At 39.8% G+C, this 19,115-nt stretch carries 11 protein-coding genes; 4 read left to right on the top strand and 7 right to left on the bottom strand.

Going from position 1 to position 19,115, the window contains the following annotated elements; all coding sequences use genetic code 11:
- Positions 1-31: 31 nt before the first annotated feature.
- From HMPREF9018_RS11070 to HMPREF9018_RS00270, 7 genes are all read right to left on the bottom strand, one after another.
- On the bottom strand, positions 32-2,569 hold the full coding sequence (locus HMPREF9018_RS11070; RefSeq protein ID WP_008446688.1) for a zinc-dependent metalloprotease: 2,538 nt from the start codon (positions 2,567-2,569) through the stop codon (positions 32-34).
- Positions 2,569-5,109 (bottom strand): zinc-dependent metalloprotease, encoded by a 2,541-nt coding sequence (locus HMPREF9018_RS00295; RefSeq protein ID WP_008446457.1) that lies wholly within the window; start codon positions 5,107-5,109, stop codon positions 2,569-2,571. Before HMPREF9018_RS00295 ends, HMPREF9018_RS11070 begins: the two co-directional genes overlap by 1 nt.
- A 5-nt stretch (positions 5,110-5,114) precedes the next feature.
- A complete protein-coding gene (locus HMPREF9018_RS00290) occupies positions 5,115-6,557 on the bottom strand; it encodes a hypothetical protein (RefSeq protein ID WP_008446735.1) in 1,443 nt (480 codons plus the stop codon).
- 13 nt (positions 6,558-6,570) lie between these two features.
- Entirely contained in the window at positions 6,571-7,290 is a 720-nt protein-coding gene (locus HMPREF9018_RS00285) for a DUF4843 domain-containing protein (protein WP_008446536.1), read from the bottom strand.
- Positions 7,291-7,303: 13 nt separating this feature from the next.
- Complete coding sequence (locus HMPREF9018_RS00280; protein WP_008446718.1) at positions 7,304-8,746, bottom strand: RagB/SusD family nutrient uptake outer membrane protein; 1,443 nt, start codon at positions 8,744-8,746, stop codon at positions 7,304-7,306.
- An 18-nt stretch (positions 8,747-8,764) separates the two neighbouring features.
- On the bottom strand, positions 8,765-12,019 hold the full coding sequence (locus HMPREF9018_RS00275; RefSeq protein WP_039863817.1) for a SusC/RagA family TonB-linked outer membrane protein: 3,255 nt from the start codon (positions 12,017-12,019) through the stop codon (positions 8,765-8,767).
- Positions 12,020-12,313: 294 nt separating this feature from the next.
- The gene (locus HMPREF9018_RS00270; RefSeq protein WP_008446475.1) at positions 12,314-12,970 is read right to left on the bottom strand and encodes a YiiX/YebB-like N1pC/P60 family cysteine hydrolase; all 657 of its coding nucleotides are present in this window, start codon (positions 12,968-12,970) and stop codon (positions 12,314-12,316) included.
- 499 nt (positions 12,971-13,469) lie between these two features.
- On the opposite strand from HMPREF9018_RS00270, the gene HMPREF9018_RS00265 reads away from it, so the two are divergent.
- The 4 genes from HMPREF9018_RS00265 (at position 13,470) to HMPREF9018_RS00250 (ending at position 19,098) form a co-directional block, all read left to right on the top strand.
- Positions 13,470-13,655: a hypothetical protein gene (locus HMPREF9018_RS00265; protein ID WP_008446482.1), complete on the top strand. Its 186-nt coding sequence runs from the start codon at positions 13,470-13,472 to the stop codon at positions 13,653-13,655.
- 77 nt (positions 13,656-13,732) lie between these two features.
- Entirely contained in the window at positions 13,733-16,057 is a 2,325-nt protein-coding gene (locus tag HMPREF9018_RS00260) for a hypothetical protein (RefSeq protein ID WP_008446503.1), read from the top strand.
- Between the two features lie 454 nt (positions 16,058-16,511).
- A complete protein-coding gene (locus tag HMPREF9018_RS00255) occupies positions 16,512-17,741 on the top strand; it encodes a site-specific integrase (RefSeq protein ID WP_008446638.1) in 1,230 nt (409 codons plus the stop codon).
- A gap of 61 nt (positions 17,742-17,802) precedes the next feature.
- Positions 17,803-19,098, top strand: a complete 1,296-nt coding sequence (locus tag HMPREF9018_RS00250) for a site-specific integrase (RefSeq protein WP_008446491.1) — start codon at positions 17,803-17,805, stop codon at positions 19,096-19,098.
- Positions 19,099-19,115 lie beyond the last annotated feature (17 nt).

Below are 19,115 nucleotides of genomic sequence, written 5' to 3'. Positions count from 1 at the left end.
AAATAATCAAAGTTATTTTATATTTTACTTTTTATTTTAGATAGGAATTGATGTTACGAAGTAGCATCATATAGTGAGCTTTTATATATGTGTTAGAGGTTGTTTTTATTCGTTCTTGCAGTAGTTTTCTCAGCTTTTGTGCATAGAAGAGCATAAACTCGCTGTTTCTTCCTACTGTAACTCCCCATAAAGGTTCAGGCTCTCCATTTCCTTTACCAAAGTTTAGTGATGTAGTGGCATAGTCTTCTGTATGTATGTTGTAAACATTAGCTACCTGTTTTACTTGTTCTATGCCCGATTTGAGTAATCGGACGAACATGCTTTGCATATCAATATCGTATTGATCGAGTTTTTCAGATGCTTTTATAGTTTTCTGAAATACATATTGGTATACATCTTCTAAATATTCTAAAGGTGAATATGATGTGGAATCGAGATAGAAAGACAAGTTTAGCTTTGAAGCAGCCATCATAGATAGAGCTTGTACATCATGTGCCATAAGTTTGAAAGGTCTGTTTCCGGCGTATGGTAGCTTTTTTTCTAAGTTGTCATTTCCCATATCAGCGAACACTTTACCTTGCTTTAAAAGCCAGAGTGCAGCAGCACGTTGCTTGGCTTTAGGTATAACAGTGTATCGTGGAAGTTTAGACGATTCGCTCGTTTGATATAGCTTAATGCCAGGAATATATGCATATACGTTATATATATAGCCGTAAGCCTGATTAAGTATTTCGTGATAAAGCTCGTTACGTCGTGTGCCGTCATCATCATTATTAAGCCATTTGTCCATATTATCAATGATGAATTTAAGGTTTTTCAGTCCGTAAGTGCCAGCTTTAACAGGATCGTTACTGAGGTCTTCTTCAATTGAAGATGGGTCGTAGCGTGTGCTTCCCTGTTGTAGTCCGTAGCGGTACATAGGGTCTTTAGCGTGTTTCTCTATTAAAGCGTTTAGCTTGCTTTCATCGTCTTTATATCCCTTAGAGTGAGGAAAGAGTCTATAAGTCCAGTCTACAATATAATAGTCGTACACTCCTAAGTTAGGTGGTGTCATCTTTACTCCTTTATCTTCAGGCTGTGCTATGTAATTAAATCTGGCGTAATCCATTATCGAAGGTGTAGTACCATAGGTATTTGTGAAGGTTGCCGATCGTAGAGAGTCGGTAGGAAAAGCATTAGATGCAGCCATGTTATGCATAAAACCTAAGGTATGTCCTATCTCGTGTGCTATGACATATTCGAGTGATTCTTGTAAGATATGCTTAGGCATGTGTGCTACTCGAGCTTGCGGATCGCATTGTGCTGTTTGTACGAAGCGCCAGTTGTCTATAGTGTTTATAACATCGTTGTACACTAATACTGTAGCATTTATTATCTCGCCTGTGCGAGGGTCTACCCAAGAAGGCCCCATGGCGTTTTCTACTGTTGTAGGTAGATAGCGTATGCATGAGTATTTAAAGTTGTCGGGATCGAAGTTTGGGTCGTCTTTAGGGAAGTCGCGCACTTGCATTACGTTCTTAAAACCTATCTTTTCAAATGCCTTGTTCCACCTTAATATACCTGCTTTTATAGCATCTTTCCAACCATCAGGGAAGGTGTTTTCTATATAGAACACTATAGGTTTTACAGCTTCAGATAGCTTCCCTGCAAAATAAGCCGCAGTATCTTTAGGCTCTATTCTCCATCTTTTTACGAAATAAGCTTTTTCTATGGCTCCATTGTCTTCTACGTCTTTTTCTATTTGGAATACTCCTATCCTTGTATCAGCAAGCCGTGGTGTCATAGGTGTTTCAGGAAGTAATGCTATGGTAAAGTTTACCCCAATGCTTACAGGATAGTTGTAAATGGTGTTTGCCTTACTTGATCCAGAGATAGTGGCAAGGTAGCTACGTTCCATCTTTATACATGCGTTGGTATCGAAAGTTTTAAGCGCAGTTATACGTGATAGATTTTCTTTTAGAGAGGAGCTTACCTTTAGCGACCCCGTTGATGTTTCTATAATTGGGAAGAAACGATTTTCTTTTAAAAAGAACGAGGACGCATCGAAAAGTACCGATTTATTATCTTTGCTACGTCCTTTAACTGGGAAAGTACAGAAGTCGAGATTATTATAATTTTTAGTAGAGCTTTTAGCTGCTTGTGCATTGTTATGGTCGTAGAAGAGGTCAGTATTGACTATTTGCATTACAACAGCACTGTCTTTTTCTATGAAGCGTATATGTACAAGGTTAGAATTTTTAAATCCCAGTTCTCCTAACTTTGGATTAGATACTGACGTTATCGTGGCCCCGATGAGCATATCTTTCCCTATAGATGTGCGTGGTAGGTCTATAAGCAGCTTGCCATCAGTTTTGTAAAGCGATATGAAAGTCCCTTTACTACCCATTATAAGCTTATCGGTTAGTGCGTGTTCGTATGGTGTTTTCTTTACTTCTACGGTTTTGTTTTCATCTTTTTTCTTCTTTTTGAGGAAGTTGAAATTTCCTGCAACAGCATTAGTTCCTATAGTGAAAATAAGAAAGAAGAAGAATGTTTTGATATTATTTGTAAATGAAAAAAGTTTTCTCATTATTTATCCTCCAATTCTTTATTTACCTTAAAAAGTAGCATTTGATAATGTGCTTTAGCATCGTTAGGTAAGTTCTTTTTCAAGCATTTTTCTAACATAGGTTTTAGTTTGAGAAGACTACTATAAAAGTATATGTCCGATCTATCTACCATAGCAGGAGTTATAGTTGGAGCTAAAGACGATGTTGGGTTACCATACCCTACTGTTGTGGGTATAATGTCGTTGCTGTCTTTAAGCGATTTGCTTCCTATAGAGCTTTTTCCAGAAGATTTAGCTATAACCGATCGTGAGTAGGTAAGGAAGGTTTGTTGCAAGATACGTTCTTCTTGTGATGGTGCTTTACCTACGTATACGCTTTTAAAGATGCCATTAAAGAGATCATCGAAAAACTCTTTCTGTGTATATGCTTTGTTATCGATGTGAGATGCCACAGCTACGCGTGTACGAGCTCCCATTAGTTCGTAACCAATAAACTCAAGTAGCTGGTCGTAGTAGCTAATGGCTATAAAGCCACGTTTCTCTAAAGTAGTGTTAGCATGGTGCTTAAAGTGGCATGCTTCTGCTAAAGCCCAAAGCAAAGCTTCTCTTTGTTTGTTTTTAGGTACTACTTGGTAGCGTGGAACCCCTGACGACTCTTTCATATCATTGAGATATATTCCTCCTACTAAGCTCATTACTTGTTTAAAGAAAGCATAATATTGCTGTGCTATGCTTAGGTATAATTTTTCTTTTATACGGCTATCTTCATCGTTTTTCACCCATGAGAGTATATTTTTCTGAATGGTATTTAGGTTTTGTATGCCAAGTTTTACTCTTTTTATAGGGTCGTCTCCAAGTGCGCCCGGTTGTACACGAGGGTCCCATAATATTGTTTTTTCGCGATAATAGCGATATCTTGGGTCTTTTACTCGTTTATCTGTAAGGTCTTCTAATATTTTTGCTTCTTTAGACGCAGAGATTTTTTCTGTGTCGAAGTATCTATAATCCCACTCTATGGTATGACAATCGTACATGCCAGGTGAGTAGCTGCATAATGTAGCATTGTGGTCGGTAGGCTGTGCGATGTAGTTGTAATGTACGTCGTCCATGATAGAGGGTGTAAGCCCATTAACTTTAGTGAATTGAGCTCGGCGTAAGTTTTCTACAGAATAAGTAGATGAGGCTCCAGGGTTAGGAAGTAGCCCGAGCGTTTTACCTATTTCTTGTGCTACAACCATGGTGAGCCCTTCAGCGAATAGCTTGTCAGAGAGTTTTCCTGAGCGTGCTTCAGGGTCGGTGGCGGCTGTTTCTACGAAGCGCCATTTGTGTAGTAAGTATTTGATGTTGCTATTGATGAACACAGATGCATTTATTATTTCTCCTGTGGCAGGATTTACCCATGAGGCACTAAAGGGGTTTTCGGCTTTGTTAGGCACATATCTTATGCATGAGAAAGCGAGGTCGTCAGGGTCAAAATTTTTATCGTTTTGTGGGAAATCAGCTACTTCAATAGCATTTTTAAATCCTGCTTTTTCAAAGGCTTTGTTCCATGCTAAGACTCCTTTCTTTATAGGTTCTTTCCATGCTTGTGGAAAGGTATCATCAATATAGAATCGTATAGGCTTTTCGGGCAGTGATAGTTTCCCTTTGGCATAGGCGTGTTTGTTTCTTGGTATGAGCTTCCAACGATGTGCTAAAAAGACGACATCGCTCTTTGACATATCATTTTTGAAAAATATTTTCCTTGTCGATGCAACACCTATGCGTGAGTCTATTATTCGAGGGCGCATATTGCTTTTTGGTAATAGCATTAAGCTGTAAGTTACCCCAATAGTGTTTGGAATATCGCTTGATAGAGGTATTGACAATATGGAGGCAGTGATATTATAATTGAAATCATTAGTAATGGTAAGGTTGTCGTCGAAACTTTTAATAGCTTTTGTGTACGACATTTCCGATTTAGGCGTTCCATTAATAGTAAAATCGCCATTTTTCTTAGGTATTATAGGTAGCAATGTATTTGGTTTGCCTAATAGCGAAGTTACGTCAAAAACTACTGCCGTGCTGTCATTGTTGTAGGCTTCTATTTTAAAACCTGTAAAAATAGGATCTCGGTAGCTTAGTGCGAGAGCCTCTTTCATTTGTAATGAAGTGTTTTTATCTTGGTATACTATGGTGTTAGGAGTTTTCATTACTATGCTACTGTCTTGCTTCTCAAAGTAGAAGTCAATGGGATTGAAATTTTTCATGCCTACAGTGATGTATGTAGGGTCAGTAACAGAAGAAATGGTTCCTCCGAGTAGCATCTCTTTTTTCAGATATTTAAGAGGCAGTTCAAAGTAAAGTTTACCGTCTGTTTTATATATTGTGATAAATTTGCTGGTAGCTTTGTCTACCAGTTTGTTTTTGAAGAGTTTATCGTATTTTGTCTCTTTTTTCTCTTTCTTTTCTTTTTTCTCTTCTTTCTTTTTATTATCATCTGCATTAGCGGTGGTAATAAATAAACACGACAGCAATAAGATTATTGCTGTAGTGTATGTTCTTAATGATGTTAGTTTCATTTCTTTTATTTCGTTTCTGGATTACGATAGGTTATTTTTACTATTTTCCCTGTAATGTTTCGTTTCTGCCATATCATTTTGTTGTCTACTAAGTTATAGCAGTAAATGCTTCCTACAAGGCTCCCTTTAGTGTTGTTGGTAGCTATATATAGCTTGCTGTCATCAGGAGATATGTATAGGTCTACGATGTTTTCAGACTCTTCGCCAACAGAGAAAAGAGGCTCTGTAGGGAAAGACCCATTTGATAGCACGTTGTACCCATATATCTTGTTTGCTGAAGAGTAGTAAACGAGGTTCTTGGTAGGTGTAGTGCATACTATAGAGTTTTCGTTTATTCCAGTGTTAGCAGGCATTTCCTTTTGATATATTATATTAGGCTCTTGCTGCTTTTCTTTCTTTGAAGAGAAGAATCCTGGGAAAATATGATAGAAAACATATTTATGAGTATCCTTATTATATGTTATTAAGGCTATTTTTCGTTCTTGATTAATCCCTCCTATGCCTATTAACGTCTGCTTAGAGAACTTGTCTTTAAGTATTTCATCAGGCGATTTAGGATATTGAGATGCCTGTACGAAAAGATGTCCTGCAGTGTTGTCATAATAGGCTATGGCATGTGTGTAACGTAGGTCTTCACTCTTCCATAGTGTTGCAGCATTAGCAAAATTGAGAGTGTTGTCATTAACTTTCTTTTCCCAGTAGCTTGAGTAAGGTACGAGTGTAGCCGACGGACTTAGCATGCGTAGTGTTTTTAGCTTATCGTCTTCTTTTACTAACATTAAGGCAGGGTATCCGCGTGGGTCTCGCTTTAGCCATGACACGTTGCCAGTGGCAGCTATCGAGAACCCTATTGTCATAAGGTTAGGGTTTAGCTCGTATATTTTAGAGGGATTGCCTACGGCTATGTACATTAGAGGCTTTCCTCCAGAGGCTACAGTGTAGTCGATAGCATTTGCTGTCCCTGTAAAGTCTGTGTTAGGATTGTTCTTTTTAAGCACATCTAATGCAAAAGTTTTCCCTTCTGCTCCATCTGGTATATATGAAAGTATGGCTTTTCCTTCGTGTTGTGCCAGTGCGTAAACGCCTTGTCCGTATGAGTATTGTACGTCGATATTAAATTCGTAGTAGCGTATATCATCACCGTTTGTTATTTTTAATCGTGCTGGAAATTTTCCAAAGTCAGCACATACATATTTGAGATCTTTCTCTTTAGATACCACCTTATAGTTTATTTCCCACTCATAGCTTATATCTTTTTGCTTATTAGTTTGTGCTACTTGTGGTGTTATGGTAAGTGTTTCCCACCTGTTGAGGCTGTAAGTTTTATCTAAAGGTTTAGTAAGACTTAACAGCGAAGATGAGTTAGCGGCTTCGGTAGAGTTGTCGTTTATGCAAGAGCATAACGACAAACTTATAGCGAATATCAATAGTAAGTATGCTTTCTTCATAAGTTTTTTGTTTTTATTGTTTTTCTGGATGCGCGTCAAAGTATTCTTTTATTTTTACTACATAACCATATAGCTTGTAAAGAGCTTCAGGTGGGTTATTGGTAACCCCATCGTATATACCTTTTACATCGCCGTTATAAAAGCCCAATAGCATTTTATGCTTTGCCCGGCTATATGTTCCAATACCCCAAAGCTCTAAAACGTCCCAATAGTCGGGTCTCATAAGCACGTTATCGAAGGTAATGGTAACCTTGTTGCTTTTGCTAAATCTTGTACCTAAGTCGTTGGTAGGTATAAGGTTTAGTATTAGCTTTATAGAGTCGTTCTTCTCTTCAGAGAGGTTTTTTCTTATGAGCTTAATGGGTAAATAGGCTTGCATAGCACCTGCAGGGATACTATATTCAGGAGCTAATGCGCTATAGTGTTCTCCGCTTTTAGCCGTACTTGCGTCATTAACAGCAACCTTGAATGTTTGCGCTTTGTCTATAAGTTTTCCTGCTAACCTCACCGGCACATAAACGGTGTGTGTTAATGTGTCGTCAGGTTTACCACTAAAGGAATAGTTTATAATAGAGTCGGCAGCAGTTTTATAATAGAAATATACTTGGTTATTTGTGTTATAATATCCGTCTTTGCTGTATTCTCCATTATAGTCTATATTGCTGCATGCACTCAAAGCAGTGATGAGTGCTGTTGCAACAAGAGCAAAAATATATGTTTTTTTCATTTTCATATTCTATATTTTTTTATTTGTTACCAAATTCTGTTTCATTCTCTGGCCAAGGTAATACAAAAATTTCGGTAGAAGGTGTAATGGTCTTGGTACCAGTAAAGTCAGTAAAGCTTTTATTATAATGTTTTAAAGCATAGAATATTTGTCCTTCTCCGGGCATTTCTCTCATACGTTCATGTAGCATTTCTTTTTCAAAAGCCTCACGATTAACGGTCTTATCGCTACTTACAGGGTCTAATCCTCTGCTTGCTCTTACCTTATTAAGATAGCTGATAGCTTCTTCTTTATTAGTATCGAAGAGGCTTTCGCTGAGTATATAATACATTTCAGGTAGGCGGATAAGTGTAAATCCCTGAAGAGGAAGTGTAGCTATTTGTGCTTCGCTCTCTAATAATCGTATAAAAGAGAATGTCTGTGTGCTTCCGGGAGTGTTGAGCTTGTAGAAAGAGGGGTATCTTATATCCGAGCTTGTTGCGGTAAAGGACGAGGTTTCGTAAAGCTTTTCGAGGTCGCGTCGTCCTTCGTAGAATGTTCCTCTTGCTGTTTGTGATAGGAACATTTGTGCAATCTCTTTAGAAAGGCTTGTGTTGTAGAGCCCAAAGATAAGTTCGTTAGTAGCAGGAAATCTTTTCACTCCGTCCATAGATGTAAGTTTTTTTAAGCTAAAATTGTCTTTACTATCTACTACTATCTTGGCATATTTAGCAGCTAAGTCGTATTTTCCCATACTGTAATATACTCGTGCTTTAGTAGCAGCTACGGCATATTTGTTAAAGAATACTGCTCTGCCCTTCATATAATCATTAGTAGGATTCTTTTCTACGTTTACAACATTGTCGTTAGCAAGCAGCTTTTCAGCCTCATCAAGGTCGTTAAGTATGAGCTGATAGGTGTCGTGTAACGAATATAGCTTGCGGTTATTTAGGTCGAAGGACGTAGAGTAAGGTAGCCCTCGCGAAGTCTTAGTGCTTTGCAGATAGTCTTCGGCAAATAATCGGGCAAGGTCGAAGTGTAAGAAAGCTCTAAGCCCTAAGCATTCTCCGCGCATTATAGATAGCTCGGGGTGGGTAATCTCAGTAGTATTAATATGTTTTAAGATGTTGTTTATATATGATATAGCCTGATATTGACCGAACCATATACTATTAATAATACTTCTTACTTCTTTCTTTTTATAGTCGTATGCTCCAGCAAAATAAGCAGGCACGGAAGAAGCAGCATAGCCCGACATCTGTCCTATTTGGTCTACAAAGGCATAAGAGAGATTGCCTCCATATAAATCTGTTGTAGCCAATTTGCCATAAGCTCCATACATAGCGTCTCTGAAGCCACGCATATCGCTAAACTGTTTTTCTTGTTCTAACTGTCCTGCGGGCTGAACATCTAAGAAATCGCTACAAGAAGATAATCCTACGAGGGCTATAAGTAGGGTGATATATAAATATATTTTATTCATAACTATTTTTTTGTGTTTTTACAATGACAATCTTACTGACAATTCTATACTTCTATCATAAGGGTAAGACAAGCCTCGCTCGCGTTTTACGGTAGACCAATAGAACAGGTCGTTGGCAATAAGCTCGAAGCGTAGGCGGTTAAGTCCTAAACGCTTACTTACCGTTGTAGGTACGTCATAACCTAAGGATAGGCTGCTAAGAGTGAGAAAATTGTTTACCTCTACAAAGCGTGATGTTTGCATAGGTACAGAGGTATCATCGATGCGCTTATATTTAGCATTGTCGCCTGTCTGTTTCCAGCGACTGTTAAACACACGTGCATCGGCATTATAACGTGGATCGGCACCTTCCACTTTGCTTGCGAGAGTTTGGTTATACACCGCTCCACCGAAAGAATATCTGAAAGAAGCACCAAAAGACAACGATTTATATGTAAGATACGATGTCATAGCACCTATACCAAATGGTGTTGTGTCGCCAAAAATAACCTTATCATTGGGGTCGTAAGTCATGGTGTAAGAGCCATCGCGTTTGATGTATATCTCGTTACCTGTGGAAGGATCGATACCTGCCGATGGTACTACCTTTAGAGCTGTGAGCGATTGTCCTTCTTCATATATAGGAAGAGGGGTAACGCCTCCTTGCTTTTGGTTCTTTTCGTTTTGTGCCTTTAGGGCATTACTTATCTTTTTTATCTTGTTTTTGTTGTATGAGTAGTTTACGCCTACCGACCATTGCCAGTCTTTTGTCTTTATAGGTAAGACGCGAGCCTGTAGCTCGAAACCTGTATTTTGTACCTCACCAACATTTTCGCGAGAGGTAGCAACACCTATAGAGGGAGCTTTGGTGATGTCGAGCAGTAGGTTGTCAGTGTTTTTTATATAATAGTCGGCAGAAAAATCGAAGCGTCCTTTAAACATGGTAATGTCTAAACCTATGTTATTGCTTAGTGTACGTTCCCACTTTAGGTTTGTGTTTCCTATTGTAAGAGGCACCGCACCTATACCTTTAACATAGTTATACCCATTAGCATAGGTATAAGTAGTCAAAGCCTGATAAGGCTCAAAGGAGATGTTACCTAAATATCCCATGCTGGCGCGTAGCTTTAATAGCTGGAAAGGAGAGCCTTTCATAAACTTCTCGTTGTGAATGTTCCACCCCGTACCAATACTCCAGAAAGGAGCGAAGCGAGAGTTTTTACCAAACTTTGATGACCCTTCATAACGATATATAAGGTCGAGGAAATATCTGTTGTCGTATATCGTGTTGGCATTTACGAAGAAGCCTACACCATTATATCGTATATCTGTGCCTGAAGGCTTATTATTAGCGTAAGATGTAGCAAAAGAGGGGTGTCCCAGCTTGTCGGTGTAAAAACCTATAGTGGTGTAATCGGCACCGTCTACTGTAGACGACTCTATGCTGCTACCTCCCATTGCTGTTAAGAAGAGCTTAGGCAGAACGTAAGCATTATAAGATAACATTATCTTACCTTGATAGTTAGCAGTCTTGCTGTTGCCATCTCTTAACGTACCACGTCGAGAAACATCAGCTTTGTTTTTTATTTCAAGAGCTGAGAAAGGTGATGTAAAGTTACGAGAGTTAAGTTTTGAGGTTTGTATAGAGAAGTCGCCATCTATACGGAACACCTTGTTTATCCATACCTGCAAAGAGGTAGTGTTAAGAAAGTCGAGATTGTCAGACTTGCTATAGCTCCCCAAAGATGCTTGATAAAGAGGGTTTGCAAGGTTATAATGTAACAACTGTCTGTATTCGCCATTCTCATCGTATGGGTTTTCGTATGGATTTTGTTTTACCCAGTAAGAGAAGTCGCCGTAAGGAGAATTGTTTGTCTTTATAGAGCTTAGGGTAGAGGTGTTTGAAATAAAAAACTTACCATCTATACCATAAGATAAGCGGAAATTTGTAGACAAACGCTCACGGTTAGAACCCTTCATAACACCAGCATCGTTGCCGTATCTTACGCCTAAACTATAACGGGCGCGCTCATCACCACCGTCTATGCTTAGGCTATGTTGATGACTTATGGCGTTGCGTAGAGGCTTAGCTATCCAGTTAGTGTACACGCCGTCTTTTACCTTACGATAGATGTCGGCATATTGCTGCTCAAGGGCATATTGCTCCTGAGGGTTAGTGCTGCTATATAGCCCAGCCAAGCGTTCATACTCAAGCTTTTCGGCTGCCCCAAGAAGGTTGTAGTCGCTAAGGTCAGGGGTAGAAAGGCGCACTGTACCATTATAGTTTAGCTTTAGTCTGCCACCCGTCATAGCTTTAGTCTTTATTACTATAACTCCTGCAGAGGCTTTAGCACCATATAGAGCAGATGCAGAAGCATCTTTTAGCACGGTAACGCTCTCTATATCGTTAACGTCCATATCATAAACATATTGCACATTAACCTGCGACCCATCAACAACAAATACTGGCATGTTTGCTGTTCCGTCGAAGGTAGCTCTACCACGAATGTTAATATCGGCGAGCTTGTTAGGGTCAGAGCCTGCAGTGTTGTTTTCTAACACCATCATGCCCGGTACAAAAGCCGAAAGACTTTCTAAAACGCTCTTTGTACCCACAGAGATAAGCTGGTCGCGTTTTATAGAGGTTTGAGCTCCTGTAAAGCTGTTTTTGTTTTTTGTGCCATAGCCTGTTACTACCACCTCGCCAAGCATCTCGGCATCTTCTTCTAAGACAAAGTTGCCTGCAGTGCCGTTCTTAACTGTTTTGTGTAGGGTTTTATATCCTATGTAGGTAAAGCTAAGTTTGGCTTCCTTTTGAGTGGTTTCTATAGAGTATCGACCGTCTATGTCTGTGATGTATCCACCATTAAAGCCCTCCATACGAATGGTAACACCGGGAAGAGGAACGCCTTGAGCATCGGTTATCTGTCCAGAAATGCCTTTGCTGCGACTGGGCTCACTCTTTTGAGTAATAGTAACTACGTTTCCACTTATGGAATAGCTACACGATACCTGCCCTAACACCTGCCCTAACACGCTTCTTACGGGCTTGTCCTGAGCATTGATGGTAACATCGTTAATCTTGTCTATCTGCTCTGCATCGTAGACGAACTCTAAACTGGTCTGTTTGCCTATCTCGTCAAGGAATTGTTTTAATGATGCACGCTTCATATTAAGCGTAACATTCATCTCATTTACATTCTGAGCAGAGATTTGAAGACAAGGTAATACACATAAAAGGATATTCAATAATAGAACTATCCATGTGTGTTTTAAAAAAATACTTTTTTGCATCTTATTCTCTATTTTCTGTTATGGGTTATATAATGTTTTATTTATTAAGATGTATCCTGTCCGTTAAAAACAATTAGAAATATGTTTTTACACAAAACATAAAATACAAAAGTAGGTATAATACTTTAAAGAGGCAACAAACTGAATGAAAAATATTTATAAGAAGACTTAAATTAACATACCATAATAAAGCCCAAAGTGGTTATTATACCACAATGGGCTTATTGCTCTTTTAATATATAATGTATATGTCTTTAAGCGTTAAAGGCTCGTAAAATATTGTGTTTTAGCTAATTATTGGTAATACCATATTCTTAGCTGTGGGCGTCGGGAAAGGTCTCCGGGGTTAGAGCCAGGCTTGCCTTCTGGCACCGGAATGTTATGGCTTTTATACATATTGACAAAAACATCGGGTATCTTACCGTTCTTATCGCGGAAGGTCATAGGAATAGGGGTGAACACTAAGTGCCCCTTACTGTCTACAAACGACTTTTGTACCAGCTCGCTGCAATATAGCTCGTTGTCGTCAGGAAGGTAAAGATAGTCGTACTTGCGCCCAATGTAAGACATGGCTTTCTTTATAGAAGCATGTACGTCTATATCTGAGGTAATCCTTCCTACGATGATACGTGCGCTTTTGTCGCTCTTCTTAGCGCGCTCTTGAAAGTCTGCCATTGTGGTAAGCCTAACCTTCGGAGGACATGCCTCTAAGACGTACCCACAAGAACTTATGCTTACATATATGCCCACATGGTCTATTTTTAGCCCATCTACACCTGAGGTAACGTCGGTTATGGCGTTAGGCTTTCCTTTTGCAATAAAAAGAAGATCGCCGTCTTGGAGCGTTTTTACTAATACTGGGGTGTCCTTTATCTTTGAAGAACAGCTAAACAAGGAAAGGAAGAAGAATAAAATAAAACTCTTCGATAAGATAGAAATAGTTTTTCTCATAATTTTCTCGTCTGTTTGTTTTGTCAGTAACATGAGTGCAAAAGTATAAAAGGAACAGCATAAAATAAAAAATTTTTATAGAAAATTAGCTTTTCCTTGTGATATTAGGTTAAAAAAAGCACAAGAAAGTGGATATTTAAACTTTTTTTCTTACTTTTGCAGCGCAATAATCTTAATAAAATTAATAATAAGTAATAATTTAAGAAAGAATATATAAAGAGTAAGATTTTTATTTTTTAACGTATTTTATTTGCATATTTCCCATGAATTTTTACCCCCCCCAGATTGTTTTAGTAGGTTGGCGAGTGATGACCATTTGGTTACTTTGTTGCGTTTGCATACGTGTGGCTTTCCCTAAATGGTGTTTTTCTTATTTTTATTGATACATTTTAGTTAGCAAGACACATACCTTGTGATAAGGTGAATGTGTGTAGTAAAAATATTTTTTTATTTATTTATCAAATATAGATAAGGTAAACATTCTTTTTTTTAGATAGTGATGAAACGGAAATATATTGTTCCTGTTTGTAGTATTATTTCAGTGGAGGCTGAAAGTATGCTTGTAGAGGTGAGTGGTCATGATAGTGGCATTTCAGATTATTCTCCTGGAAAGTTAGATCCGGAAAAGTCTAAAGACCCAAACGCTTCAGATAATCAGGATTACAGCGAGTATGAAGAACCATAGTGAGGTTATGTTATGGTTTTAAGATAGTTACAAAAAAGTAGTTTGGTATATATAAGAAAATTATCAATAGAGAGCAAATGAAAAGTATAAAAATATTTTTCTTTCTAATGGTGCTTTTTACCATTAGTGTTAGCTGTTCGGACGAAATACTTCCCGAGCCTAATATAAAAGGAAAAGAAGCAAGTAAGAAATGTGCCACATCTGTTATTACCATTGAAAGTGGTAGTGCAGGGGTAGTTTTGCCACAGAGGGATATGTCCTTATCGCAACAGCCTTCTTCGCGTGCCACTGTTATCATGAATGAGATGTTTGAGCTTACAGAGGATAACAGTTTTGAGACAGACGCTTACCTTATCAAGGAAGACGATGAGGAAGACGACAACGACAATCGCAAGTTGGCATATCTGCATATTCGTTGGACAAGTAAGAGTAAAACCTCAAACGGTTGGCACTTGAGCACTTACTGCCCTAAGATAACCTTAGAGTGGATTAACAAAAAAAGTGTAGACATTAACCCTGGCGAAAACTGGTATATTGCTGGCATTGTAGGCGGAGATATGGAAAGAGAAAAAGGCATTCCCAACACTGTAGAATTTTATGGGCAAGATGGTAAAAAGCCAAAGGTGCTAAACGGATCTGTTGCAGGTAGTAGCACAAAACATGAGTTTAATGTGCCCTTTGTAGCCAACTGGGTAAAGGTGGATATTAAGGGTAAGAACAAAATAGATTTCCATAACATGCGCTTCGAGCCGCAAGGTGTAGTGTTTAAGGTAAGGGTTAAGCGTAGCGATAAGCTATTGAAGCCAGAGGAACACCAGTATATGTTTTCCAGTACAGGGCTGTCGCCAAATGGTTTTTTCTGTTTTGTAAACTATGATAAAGAAAAAGATCCGCTACAGAAGAACTCTGTCAGAGTATCGCATAAAAACTCTGTAAAAGACTATTGGGTGTGGCACCACCCTACAGATTATCACGAATTAGGTGAAGGACCTGAAACACAGACAGGTAATCGTATCATGGCAAGGTTAAAAGAATATCAGTTTTCAAAAGTTTGGGAGCTGCGTTATAGATATACTTACTCCGCTGCTAAAGAAACAGGTAAAGACTATGACGAGTTTTATGTGTGGGGAATGCCTATAAATGGGGGCGAGTATGTAGACATCTTCTCATATAAAGGGAAGGGTAATAAGGATAAAGCTGAGTGCGACTATTCTAAGGCAAAGATCTCTTTAGATAATACTACTGCCATTACATCTGCTCATGGTGGTTTCATGCTGGGCTGGCTCAATGGTCAAGGCAAAGTACGGGGAGAGTTTCTCTGTGGCACACCGCATACTAACGAATACCAACGTGTAGATAGCTGGGAACCTTATAAGGGAAAGGTGATAGAGGTAAACTTAAAGGAGATGTTTCCGGGAGATAACCGCTATAAGTGGCGTGTGCCGTTGGCACGTATGGCAAAATCGAACTTGGCTGTGCCTGAAAGAGTTTTTACAGAGATAGATGAAAAAGATTTAGTATTTACTAACGACATAGAGCCACACAGCGGAAAGGGGCAGTTTCAGCAACAACAGCTCCAAACATTAGTAGAGGCAGGAAAAGCACCTAAGGGGTATCATATACCATCTATAGAGGAGCTTGGTGCCGCATTGCCCTATGTGACAGAAAAATGTTATGCCGATTGGCAGGTAAAGAAAAAAGATCTTGAGGGCAGAAACCTTGGCTTTACTGATAGCAAAAGCCCTGAAGGTCCTTCGCTTGACGGTTATTTCAAGGAGTGGCTTCAGCTTAAAGACTTGCAAGGATTCTCCGCACCGTCCTTATATAATAGTATATACAAGACGGTGGTTAATGGAAATAGTAAGGTGATATATGGCATACGCTTTGAGCATGTCCGTAGCAAAGATAACAAAGACCTCACGGGCAATCGCTATCGCTGTGCTTATCGCTTCGTAATACACACAGAAGACAAAGATAAAGGGTGTAATGTAGATGGGCGTGGACGCAGACTTGCCATTACTGCACGGTGGATAGGTAACCTTCCTATAACCATTGACGAGATATCAAATCCTGAATATTGGAATAAAAACAACAGCAATGACGTTGTTCGCATACTTAATGATGACGGTAATAGTAAAGGATTGCAAATAATTGACGACGCTTGTTACTTTTCTGCATCAAAAGTTTTTAGCGATGCTTATGACCCAGGCAATTCTTACAGAGTGTTCTTTTGCCGCTATTTTCACCCTAATGGGTTTTATCGTGGACGTATGTTTAATCCTAAAGAGCAAAAAAAAGGTTCTATCCGTTGTTTTGCTAACTGGTCTCTTAGCGAAAAAGACCCCATTGCGCCACGTCAGCAACGCATTACAGGGGCGCACAATGAGGAATATTATAAATAAAGGTCAGTGCCTTCCGTTTTGGCAAGATAACATTATAATAGCACAGGTTATGCTCTAAGCATTGCTTATGTAAAAGGCTTATTATCAGATTGTTGACTTTGCATAAGGAGCGGCTTTGCAAAAGGTGATGTTTTATAGCAGAAAAGATGATGTTTAGGGTTGCAACTAATCCTTGAAAAGGAAGAAAAATCGAAGTTGGTGTAAACTGACTGATAATGAGGAAGAAACGAAACGATTTGCGTAGAAGTGCTCTTTTCAAAAAGGGCAGGAATATGCAGATTTAGGCAGAAGTTCAGTTACCAAAGCATTACCTGATTTTGAGATAGGTAACGATGAAGTAATGTTCGGTAACTGAATTATTTTCGCTCGTGTGGCTGTTGCTGCGGTCGGCAGTTTTCTGCATAAGTGAGGAACGCTTTAATTCGGGTAACTTTGCCCATAAAAATTAAAGCGTATGAAACAAGAGAAAATGAAGGTGTTGCTCTACCTCAAAAAGAGCGGTCTTGACAAGTCGGGCAAGGCTCCCATCATGGGGCGTATTACACTTGGAAGGAGTATTGCACAGTTCAGTTGTAAACTCTCCTGCAACCCCGACTTGTGGAATCCACGAGAGAGCAGAATGGATGGTAAGAGTCGTGAGGCGGTGGAGATAAACGGTAAATTGGAAAATCTGCTGTTGTCTGTTCAGTCGGCTTATCAATCTCTGCTATCCAAAGGTTGCCTATTTGATGCAGCCGATGTGAAAGAGCTGTTCCAAGGGAGCGTACAGACACGATGCATGCTCATTGAAAGGCTGGATATGCTCATTAAGGAGAAGGAAAGCCATGTTGGTATAGACATCAAGGAAGGAGCCATACACGGCTATCACTCTACCCGAATTCATTTGCAGAAGTTTATTCAACGGAAATACAAGGTGACAGACTTGGCTTTCTCACAGCTCACAGAGAACTTTATCTATGAGTTTGGGCAGTATTTCTTAGGTGAGTGCGGTTTTCAAGAAAGCACATTCTATAATGCAGCCACGCATTTGAAGACGGTATGCAGGTTGGCTTACCGTGAGGGATTGGCTGATGTACTTCTATTTGACAAAGCCAAAATTAGCAAGGGCGACAAGAGACTGCCCAAAGCACTTGACAGAGGGGCATTTGAGAAGTTAAAGACTCTTCAATTTGAGGACTTGGAGGAGGAAATGGAAACGGCAAGGGATATTTTCCTCTTTGCCTGTTATACAGGTGCTGCATATTGCGATTTGATGGAACTGAACAAGTCCCATCTTGTGCGTGATGATGAGGGTTGCCTTTGGCTGAAGTTCAACCGTCAGAAGACAGGTGTGCCTTGTCGTGTCAAACTGCTGCCCGAAGCCATACGGCTGATGGAGAAGCTCCACAGCGATGAAAGGGAAACATTGCTCCCTTTCATGGGATATGCCACTTACCAATCTTATTTGAAAGCCCTGCGGCTTCGTGCAGGCATCTCGTTTCCTTTTACCACACATACGGCAAGGCACACCTTTGCCACATTCATCACGCTTGAACAGGGTGTACCTATTGAGACCGTGAGTAAGATGCTGGGACATTCCAACGTGAGCATGACCGAGCGTTATGCAAAGGTAACGCCACAGAAACTCTTTGAGGAATTCGACCGTTTCCTTTCTTTCACCGAAGAGATGCAGTTGGCTATCTAATCCTTATTAAGTCATTTGATTTCTTATCTATTCATTTAATTAACTTCAAACCACCAAGACAATGAGAAGTACATTCAAGATACTGTTCTATATCAACAGACAGAAAACAAGGGCAGACGGCAACACCGCCATTCTCTGCCGTATCACCATAGACGGAAAGAGCACCGCCATTACCACAGGAGAAGAGTGTAAAGTCTCCGAGTGGAACTCCAAACAGGGTTTGACAACCAATAGGAAGACCAACCAAAGAATCAATGAGTTCAGGGAATTGATAGAAAAAACCTATCGGGACATACTGACGATGGAAGGAGTGGTAAGTGTGGAACTTATCAAGAACAGTTTGCAAGGCATTGCCACCAATCCCACCACGCTCCTTGCAATGAGCAAGGCGGAACTGCAAGCCGTCAAGGAAAGCGTTGGAAAGTCAAGGGCAGAGGGGACTTATCTGAACCTTTACTATTCTGATAAAAATCTCCGAGATTTTATCGAAAACAAAGGAGTACAAGACATATCTATCGTCACCATTACGGAGAGTTTGTTCGAGGAATACCGTTTCTTCCTGAAAAAGCGTGGACTGAAAGCATCGACTGTCAATACCAATCTATGTTGGCTGAGCCGACTGATGTTTCGTGCGGTGAGCAGCAGGATTATCCGCTGCAATTCCTTTGAGAACGCCAAGTATGAGAAGGAGGAAAAGAAGATACGCTTCTTGCAAAAGGGCGATGTAATGAAACTCATGGCAATGACGATGAACGACAGAGAATCGGAATTGGCTCGGCTGATGTTCGTCTTCTCCTGCTTCACAGGTATGGCTATCGCTGATATGGAAACGTTGCAATATAGGCATATCCAAACGGCAGCGGATGGACAGAGGTATATCCGCAAAGAGAGACAGAAGACAAAGGTCGAGTTCATCGTACCACTGCATCCCGTAGCTGAAGCCATCATCAGCCATTGCAGGAACGAGCAGGCAAGAAACGAAGAACAGCAGACGGTGAAAGAAAAAGGCGACAGCCTTGTCTTTCAACCTCATTGCAGCCGTAGCGTGATGGGCAAGAACCTGAGCATCGTGGGTAAGGCTTGCGGTATCCGTCAAAGACTTTCGTACCACATGGCAAGACATACGTTTGGTACGATGTGTCTAAGCGCAGGTATTCCTATTGAGAGCATAGCCAAGATGATGGGGCATACCTCCATATCAAGCACGCAGATTTATGCGCAGGTAACGGACAACAAGATTTCAAAGGATATGGACAGGCTTATAGCCAAACAATCGGCAAATGAGAAAGAAATAGCGGAGAGAGAGACTTGTGAATCTTCGGATATTGTAACCTGTAAAATGGAAGAAACGGCATGAATACGAACTATAAACAA

This window comes from Prevotella amnii CRIS 21A-A (genome assembly GCF_000177355.1).
Taxonomy (GTDB): Bacteria; Bacteroidota; Bacteroidia; order Bacteroidales; family Bacteroidaceae; genus Prevotella; species Prevotella amnii.
Note: the sequence above shows the minus strand (reverse complement) of the source record. Positions and strands in the feature narration are given on the sequence as shown.